The sequence below is a fragment of the Bartonella sp. AC535YNZD genome (assembly GCF_042196625.1).
Taxonomy (GTDB): Bacteria; Pseudomonadota; Alphaproteobacteria; order Rhizobiales; family Rhizobiaceae; genus Bartonella.
In genome coordinates, this window is record NZ_JBHIQP010000011.1 from 60,624 (window position 1) to 69,280 (window position 8,657).

An 8,657-nucleotide genomic window follows, 5' to 3' on the forward strand; every position below is an offset into this window, starting at 1 on the left:
CCCCTTTGAGATGTCGGTTCCCCTTTGAGATGTCGGTTCCCCTTTGAGATGTCGGTTCCCCTTTGAGATGTCGGTTCTATAGTGAATTAATCAAAGTCATAGGCTTGCACGTCATAAAAGGGTGTGTGGGGGGGCTTTATATTGGTGAGTAATATTTAAAAAAAGACTGAAATGCCTCTTATGGACGCTCTCAAAGGTCAACGGCTGTTGTAACATGAGAGACAAATGGTATGATGATGCTCAGCTACTACTTTTATGAAGTGAAAAGGGGTATGAAGGTAAAGAAGGACGTGGTGTAACAAGGGACGGGCTTGATGCTTCACTTTACGGGGGCTATTATATCTTATTTACAGATACTGTTTTGAAATGAGCGTGGATGCGCTGGGAAATATTAAAAAAGTGCGTGAATGAGGGACACAAATGTATTCTGTTTTAGGAAGCCCTATTGTAACTGAAGAGGATATCTCCATTAAAAAATGCGATAAATAAAAGCATAAAATGTGTAATTTACATCAATTAATTGCCGTTGTCGTGGATGCTTTAAGCCCGTAAAGCTGAGGAGTGATGATGGATATTAGCTTTACTTCTTGAAATTTCATATTCTGCCAAAATAAAATTATATACGCATTGCGAAAATTACACAAAAAGAGATGGGTAATAGGCTCGCTTTTATTTTGCATATAAAAGCTGAAACGGTTTGCTCTTTATCGTTTTGGTTTCTGTTTTAAAATATGCGATTATATGAGGGATGGAAGTTGATTGACAGCGGGAATGGATTTTATGTGGCTTTCAGTTCTCATCGTTAAGGTTTTGGGGAACTATTGGGGGACAATAGAGGTTGGTTTAAAGAGGTTGGAAAATATCTTTGTGCTTAATAAACAGATGAGACATTTTGCTAAAAAAGGGGAAACTTTTCTTGTTCATTGTTTAAAATGCTCTTTTAAGAAAAAATATCAAAATAAGTATCAGGAACAGAGAGGCAATAGACAATTCCTTCTTGTGTCAATTTGAGAGAAGCTGAACCATTCACGGAAATGGGAACGATTTTTTCGAGAACGGCACTACCAAAACAGGCTTTTTTATTGTTTGTGGGAGGGATGCCGGATTCAAAATTTTCATGCCAAGTGATGATAAGTTGTGTTTTACCATTCAGTTTTGTTTCGATTTCACAGCGTACACAGATGCTCCCCTTTTCTTGGGAAAGGGCTCCAAAAGAAAGAGAATTGACAATCAGTTCATGAAAAGCCAAACCGATATGCAAAGCGGCATTGGGAAAAAGATAAGGATCGACGCCTTCAAGTGAAAAACGTTCTGTTTCTTTCATAAAATAGCCTAAAGCTTGCGTTTGGACCAATTCGCGAAATTGAGCACCACGCCAATCGGAATCAGTGATCAAATCTTGAGAATGAGAAAGAGAATGAAGACGACCTTGAAATTTTCGTAAAAAAACCTGAAGAGATTCAGTATAGCGGGCGGTTTGGCTGGCAATACTTTGAATGATCGCTAGAAGGTTTTTAGAACGATGACTGACCTCGCGAAGAAGGATTTTAAGCACTTGTTCACGGCGGCGTAAGCCGGAAATATTGACACCGGTGGTGATAATCCCAATAATGTCTTCGTTATCATTGCGGTGGCAATCAATAGAAAATTTGTACCAAATCTCTTGTTTATTTGTATCTTCAAAACGTGCTTCAACGGTTTGCATTTTGCCACTGGCTAAAACTTGCAGTTTGATGGTTTCCATATTGTCTGCAAGGTCAAGCGAAAAAAAGTCGCTGTCACGACACCCAACCCGCCATTTATGGTGCAAATGGTGTGGCAAGTTTTCAGCCCATAAATAAACTAGATTTGTTGCCTGATAGAGAACGCAAATATCAGCACCACGAATCGCTTGCATGAGCGCACTCATATGAGATCTATCCATAGGAGGCTTTGAAAGAGGCGTAACGATCATAATTTTAAGATGTTACCCTGTTCTAAGCCGCTTTAGAAGCATTCTCTTGAAAAAATAAAGCTTGGGAAATAAGCGCTTTCACCATATCAGGGTTAAAAGGTTTGGTCACTAAAAAAGTTGGTTCTGGACGCTCGCCAGTGAGAAGCCTTTCGGGAAAAGCCGTGATGAAAATCACCGGTATACGGTCATTTTTCAAAATCTCGTTGACCGCATCAATCCCTGAACTGTTATCGGCTAATTGAATATCAGCCAAAATCAACCGTGGTTTTTTCTTATGATACATAATGACAGCTTCATCACGCGTGCGCGCTATTCCTACAACATGATGACCTAGGCTTTCTACCATTTGCTCAATATCAAGTGCAATAAGAGGTTCATCTTCAATAATCATTACTTCAGTGGCAATTTGTTGAGAAATATCAATGGATGCTTGGTTGAGAAGTTTGCGAAATTCTTTCGTATCCAGATTCATGATTTCGCTGGCGTCTTGTTCATGAAATCCTTCAACGGCAATGAGCAAAAATGCTTGGCGTGCACGGGGCGTGAGATAGGATAATTTGGCACTGGTTTTTTGTTCAAGACCAAATTGGGGCAGGGGTTCAGGGATGTTTGGTGTGGTTTGGTCAAAAAGATGGCAAAAAAGCCAATAGGTACCAATTCGGTCAGTGGAGGCTTTGGGAAAAATGGAGATGTCGGCAATGAGTGCTTCCAACATCGCTGAAACATAAGCATCGCCAGAGGATTGGCTACCGGTGACAGAGCGGGCAAAACGCCGAAGATAGGGAAGATGCGGGGCAATGCGCGTTGATAATGACATAATTTATAACTCCTTTGACCTTTCAAGCATTTTGTTGGTTGAAATTCTCAACCGATAAAAAAGTTCCTTGATTTGTATGGAACTTTTTACCGACAGCTATATTTACAACCATAAGGCGAAAAAATTCTTCGCGGTGCTACCAATAATATATGGATTAGGGGGATGAAAAATGAACGACCGTGATGAAAAAAATCTCACTACACAATTTACAGTTGGAGATGATCTTCTCGGGGTCAATAGCGAAATAGCACGGAAGTTACGTCAATTTTACATGGAAATTCAAGAAGAAGCACTGCCACGGTGTTTGCTTGAGCTTTTAGAGAAGTTGGAGCGCGCAGAGCAATTTGGCTTAAACAATGTGGAAAAGGTTTGAATCCTTTATGTCAAAGTGCGCGAAAAACTTTAAACAAGAACTCCTTTCTGTGTTGCCGGCTTTACGAGCTTTTGCTGTTTCTTTAAGTGGCAAGCACGATAAAGCCGAAGATTTGGTCCAAGATACTGTTATGAAGGCATGGGCTAAGCAAGATAGTTTTGAGATGGGAACTAATCTTAAAGCGTGGCTTTTTACCATTTTGCGCAATGAATTTTATAGTCAAATGCGTAAAAAGGGAAGAGAAGTTCAAGATACCGACGGCGTGTTTACTCAAAATGTCGCTGTTCATCCTGCTCAATATGGATCACTTGATTTGCAAGATTTCAAAAAAGCCTTAAATTTGCTTTCTGCCGATCAAAGAGAAGCCATTATTCTCATTGGCGCATCGGGATTTTCTTATGAAGATGCTGCGGCTATTTGTGGTTGTGCTGTTGGAACCATTAAAAGCCGTGTGAGCAGGGCGCGTAATCGATTACAAGAACTTCTTAATGTCAATGGTGAGTCTGATTATGGTCCTGATTCTTACTCAGCTGGAAGTACATTGTGTTCATTTAACGGCTAAAAAAGCATAATAATTATGATCGATAGCCTTGTTTTTTTTATTCCCGTTATAGCTATTACAGTAAAGTCAGTATCTGAGGGAATTCAGAAGTTTGGCGTGTATCTTTAAGAACACAAGAAAAGCCTGTATAAAACTTTCTCACGGGCTTTAGGTTTTATGTTCCATAAGGTTGCCTTCCTTTGTGCTGAAAAATGACGACTTTCAAGTTCGCCAATGGACATTCTATGACAACAAAAACAAATTTGATGCCTCAAATGCCTTCTTCTGATGCAACGATATCACGCTGGCGGTGGGGTGCGATTGTTGTTTCTCTTGTTATGGCTCTTTTGGCATCGGTTTTTATTATGTTGCTTTCAAATGCCGTTGATCGAGAAGTCGCACAGTTGAATACAAGTTCAGAATTGCGTGAACAGGCTGATTTGGTCCTTATTAGCTTGATCGATATGGCTGTTGCTGATCGCAGCTATGCAAAAACGCGCAAGGCGGAAGATAAAATACGTTTTGAAAATTCAGAGCGGGAGTTGGGGAATATTCTCGACTATATCGCACTTATTGTTTATGCGCATCCGCAGTGGTATAAATGGTTTACGGCTTTTAAAGAAGAGGTTGAAGCACGAAAAGCCTTTATGAGTGCCCATATGCATGCTCTTGATGCGATTTCTGAACAACCTTCTCAACTTTCTCATGCGGACTCTTTGGAAGTATCAAAAATTCCTGTAGCACGTTTAGCGCAATTGATGACAAGTTTTATTAATGGGGATGATGTGGTGCGCCAAAAACAGCGCGAGGGTATCGCATTGATGCGTGCTGCTTTAACATTGGCAGCTATTGTTTCTGTTGTCAGTACTTTTGTTTCGGCCTATTTTGTTATTAATCGTTTTCATCGTGATATGCGCTCTTTAAAATTGTATCAATTGCTGCTTCATAGTGAAAACATCGCTCTGGAAGCCCGCGTGAAAGAACGAACACAAGAATTAGAAAGAGCACGCAATCACGCTGAAAAAGAACGCCAACGGGTTGAAATATTGTTGCAGGATGCAAGCCATCGCATTGGCAATTCTCTTGGGACGGTGTCTTCTTTGTTGGGGCTCCAGTTAAACCGAAGCAAAAATGAAGAGGTCCGTTCTGTTCTAGGAGCTGCACGTGATCGTATTCAGACAATTTCTACAGCACATCGTCGTTTGCGCTTAAGTGATGATATGGAAACGACACTATTGGCAGAGTTTCTCAGTTCTGTTGTGCATGATGTCGAATTGGCAGTCCCTTTTGAATTGCGTGAAAACATCACCATTCACACCAACTTTAAAGAGTGTCGCCTGTCTTCAAGAGATGCGACAACACTTGGAATTATCCTTGGTGAACTGCTGACAAATTCCTTAAAACATGCCTTTCCTGATCAACGGTCCGGTCATATTTATATCTCCTTTGGTCCCCAGAAAGATGGACAATTGATGCTCATTGTAGAAGATGATGGCGTGGGAATGAAAAGCCAAACTTTAAAACAAAAAACAGGACTTGGTCGTGTAGTCGTGGAACAGCTCTGTATGCAATTTGGTGAAAAACCTCTGTTTGAAACTTCTGCTTTAGGAGGTACAAAAATTGTCATTCCTTTGCCAAAACTTAGCATGAATAGTTCAAAAAAAAGCTCTGACTGATTTTTAAAAGGGTAAATTTTCTCTTTGCTCGTGGTAAGCTGCCTTTCATTCATCGTGAATGTATGGGGAGGGCATCTTTTCACAAGAAGGAGGAAAAATACGGCTTCATAGCGCGAACACATCACTCTTTAATTTAAATTATCGATTGTCTTCAAGAGAAGCAACTTTGCTTCTTTATCTTTTGGTGTAATGTTTGATTTTCTCTCTTGTTGTTTTTTCGCTTTGTTTACTCCGATGATCAGCTTTCAAAATTCTCCTTTTTTGTATGTTTTATAGCTTTGAAGTGCTTAAGTTAAAATTTAAATTTATTTTGAATAAGTGCTCCTTTACGCTAATAATACTTATATTCGTAAGCTCTATTTCTTTGCGAATAGATTGTTTTTTCAAGTTTTATTATTTTTTGTAAGGGCTGTTAAAATTTTAAATATGGGGTGTTTTTGTAAAAGTGTGTAACGAATATTCTTAAGGTAAAACGTGCTCAGAAAGTTCATGAAACACTGTCCTTTAGGGTCATGAACAGCATAAGCATTCAATAGGTGGAATTTATTCAAAAAGAAGCCGGGTTGTTTATAGAATGGTATGGGTTTTAGAATCTTCATCCTTTAGCGGGCACCTCTTTGATTTGAGATTTTATTGCATGGAAAACAAAGGGATTTTTATCGTTTTGATAAAATAAACAAGAAGAGTTAACCTTTTGGGGTTTCATATTTTTTACTTTTCTATTGTGCGTAAACCAGAAAAGGGGAGGGCGTTTTATTTTCAATCATTGTGATGCGACCTTGGGTGGCGGCATATTTCGGCGTATTCTTTAATAGATATTTAAAATGCGGAAATCTCTTTGAGAAAAGTAAGCGCTCAAGCATATTTTTTAGATGTTTTGAGTTGTAAAAAGGTAGATGCTTTAAGTTTCTTCGGAGGGTGCTATTGGGCTGTTGATCAAGGCATCAATGTTGTTTTTTTCTTGTAGGAATGTTTGTAGGTCTTGATTGGTTAAGGCTTTGCTATCCGGTATACGAATGCGCATGGGATCAACTTTGACGCCATTGACAATGATTTCAAAATGACAATGGGGACCGGTTGCCATTCCTGTTGATCCAACATACCCAATAATTTGTCCTTGTCGTACTTTCACGCCTGGTTTGATGTCTGGTGCATAACGACTTTGGTGTGAATAACTGCTAATATACCCATTGGCATGTTGAATTTCCGTATGATTTCCATAGCCGCCTGTTACACCTACTTTTGTGACAATACCATCTCCTACAGCAATAATGGGTGATCCTTTAGGAGCAACCCAATCAACACCCGTATGCATGCGAATATAGCCTAAAATAGGGTGTTTGCGTGGGCCAAAGGGAGAGCCAAAAATGCCATTTGGTGTGGGTTTGCGCAACAAGAAAGGTTTTGAACTTTTCCCTTCAGAATCATAATAATCAACGCTTCCATCTTTTAATTGATAACGGTAATATTTATAAGTTGTATTCCCAAAAGTGGCGCTAATATAACGAATTTCTGGATCAGTGTTCTTGGAGGGTTCTTTGGCTTTTAAGTTCTTTTTGCCGTTTTGGGTTTCTTTATCGCTTTGTGGTATGGCATAAAATATTTCAATCTGATCATTGGGGGTTATCTGGCTTTTCATATCAATATTGGTGGCAAGCAGACGAATAAGACGATGAGAGAGAGATTGTGATATATTATGGCTTAGCAAAGCACTATAGAGTGCATCATAAGCCGTTGGTAATTGCGCGCTATTGATATAAGAATGTGGAATACCATTTTGAAAAGCCGTTTTAAGTGCTTTAGACATTTTAGGCTCTGTGCTTTCAATGAATTGGCCTTTATCATTCAGGGCAATGGTGAGAATATGATGCATTCCTTGATAGATACTTGCGCGTACGAGATGGTCTTCTTCTCCCGCTTGTGTCACGATGCCAATGCGTAAAAGGCTTCCCTCTTTAAGGGTATCGGAAAGGCTTATTTTTTCTAGCGTTTTTACAACCTGGTCAATTTGCTTTTTTGTATAATTGGTTTTTTTGAAAGCATCGGCTATCGTTTGTTTTTTACGAATAGGAATAATATCTTCAACATAGTTTTTCGTCAGATCGATACGGTGACTTTGAGGAGAAACGGTTACATTTTCTTGAACGATTCGAACTTCAGGGGATTCTGTACCTTGGGAAGGGGAGGATACATCTTCTAATTTTAAAGGATCAATCAATGTGAGAACTGAAAGAAGTTCGGAGCTCTTTTCTAAAGTAAATCCAGCTTTTTGCACTTCTTGTTGTGCCTCTTCATCTGTCAATGTGTCAGTGTCATCAAAATCGAATTGATTTACCTTAAAATCATAGCTGCGTAAGGTGAGTTTTGTTTCCACCTTTGCTCCATAAATCTGTCCAGAATCTTGTAGTTTAGCGTTTTGATTTGTCGAATCACTGGCAAGAATGCTTAAAGAATCAAATTTTGGATAGCTATATTTCTGGGGGCGCTTTTCGGCTAAAGCCATACGAATCCATTCAAAATGTTGTGTTTGAATGACTTTTTCATCGCCTTTTTTTTGTAGAATCGATAATTCAAATTGACGTTTTTTGTCAAAGCTTTGCCGTGCATGGGTGGGAGAAATGCGATCACCTTTATAGCCATTGGCTTCAAGATCTTGTGATTCTGATAGGTTTTCTTGCGTAAACCATTGTGGAGGGGTTACCAATCGCTGTTGTTCATCAAGAGCCGTAAAAAGTGCAATACCCATAAGAATGCAGGAAGTGATTCCTGTCAGAATGGTTCCTGTAAGCCAACGAGCAGAGACCTGTCGGCGTGCAGGCCGCAAGCGCTTGACGACAAGAGCAGGATCTTGTCCAGGATCGTTTTTTTGTTGTTCGTTATCCCACATAGATTTATAAGAGTACTTCTCAATATTAAATAAAGAAAGCTAGCTAGATAGCTTAGCATGCTTCTACAGGAATTTGATTCTTTTTACAAATTACAGATCATGCGAATTCTCTTTATACAGCAATGTCTTTATAAATCATACCTGTGTAGAGAAATCCTTTTGAATCAATATTAAAGTAAGGTAAAATAATCGCTCTTGAGATTAATTAATCCATGCATTTGATATTTTATGCCTTGCAATGGGGCGCTGTACTTTGACTTTAAAGGCGCTATGCACTCTTTGAATTTCTTCTGTTTTCATGTTTTATTTTTATACGCTTCTTATTTTGCCTATAATGTCTTGAAATACAACCAGTTGTTTACAATATTTTATTTTAAAAAAAATAAAAAATGATATTGACTCTTTGGTT

The 8,657-nt window shown here is 39.0% G+C and carries 6 protein-coding genes; 3 read left to right on the top strand and 3 right to left on the bottom strand.

Annotated elements, in window-relative coordinates; all coding sequences use genetic code 11:
* Positions 1–940: 940 nt before the first annotated feature.
* Together ACFIM8_RS07205 and ACFIM8_RS07210 are read right to left on the bottom strand one after the other, a co-directional pair.
* Positions 941–1,954, bottom strand: a complete 1,014-nt coding sequence (locus tag ACFIM8_RS07205) for a sensor histidine kinase (protein ID WP_375607014.1) — start codon at positions 1,952–1,954, stop codon at positions 941–943.
* Positions 1,955–1,976: 22 nt separating this feature from the next.
* Positions 1,977–2,771 carry a response regulator gene (locus tag ACFIM8_RS07210; RefSeq protein ID WP_375607013.1) on the bottom strand — a complete coding sequence of 265 codons (795 nt, stop codon included), beginning with the start codon at positions 2,769–2,771 and terminating at the stop codon, positions 1,977–1,979.
* 169 nt (positions 2,772–2,940) lie between these two features.
* On the opposite strand from ACFIM8_RS07210, the gene ACFIM8_RS07215 reads away from it, so the two are divergent.
* The 3 genes from ACFIM8_RS07215 to ACFIM8_RS07225 all read left to right on the top strand — a co-directional run bounded on the left by ACFIM8_RS07215 (position 2,941) and on the right by ACFIM8_RS07225 (position 5,361).
* Positions 2,941–3,144: a NepR family anti-sigma factor gene (locus tag ACFIM8_RS07215; protein ID WP_015856821.1), complete on the top strand. Its 204-nt coding sequence runs from the start codon at positions 2,941–2,943 to the stop codon at positions 3,142–3,144.
* Between the two features lie 7 nt (positions 3,145–3,151).
* Entirely contained in the window at positions 3,152–3,706 is a 555-nt protein-coding gene (locus tag ACFIM8_RS07220) for an RNA polymerase sigma factor (RefSeq protein WP_375607012.1), read from the top strand.
* A 224-nt stretch (positions 3,707–3,930) separates the two neighbouring features.
* On the top strand, positions 3,931–5,361 hold the full coding sequence (locus ACFIM8_RS07225) for a sensor histidine kinase (protein WP_375607011.1): 1,431 nt from the start codon (positions 3,931–3,933) through the stop codon (positions 5,359–5,361).
* A gap of 901 nt (positions 5,362–6,262) precedes the next feature.
* On the opposite strand, the gene ACFIM8_RS07230 is transcribed toward ACFIM8_RS07225, so the two are convergent.
* Complete coding sequence (locus tag ACFIM8_RS07230) at positions 6,263–8,248, bottom strand: M23 family metallopeptidase (RefSeq protein ID WP_375607010.1); 1,986 nt, start codon at positions 8,246–8,248, stop codon at positions 6,263–6,265.
* Between the last annotated feature and the right edge of the window lie 409 nt (positions 8,249–8,657).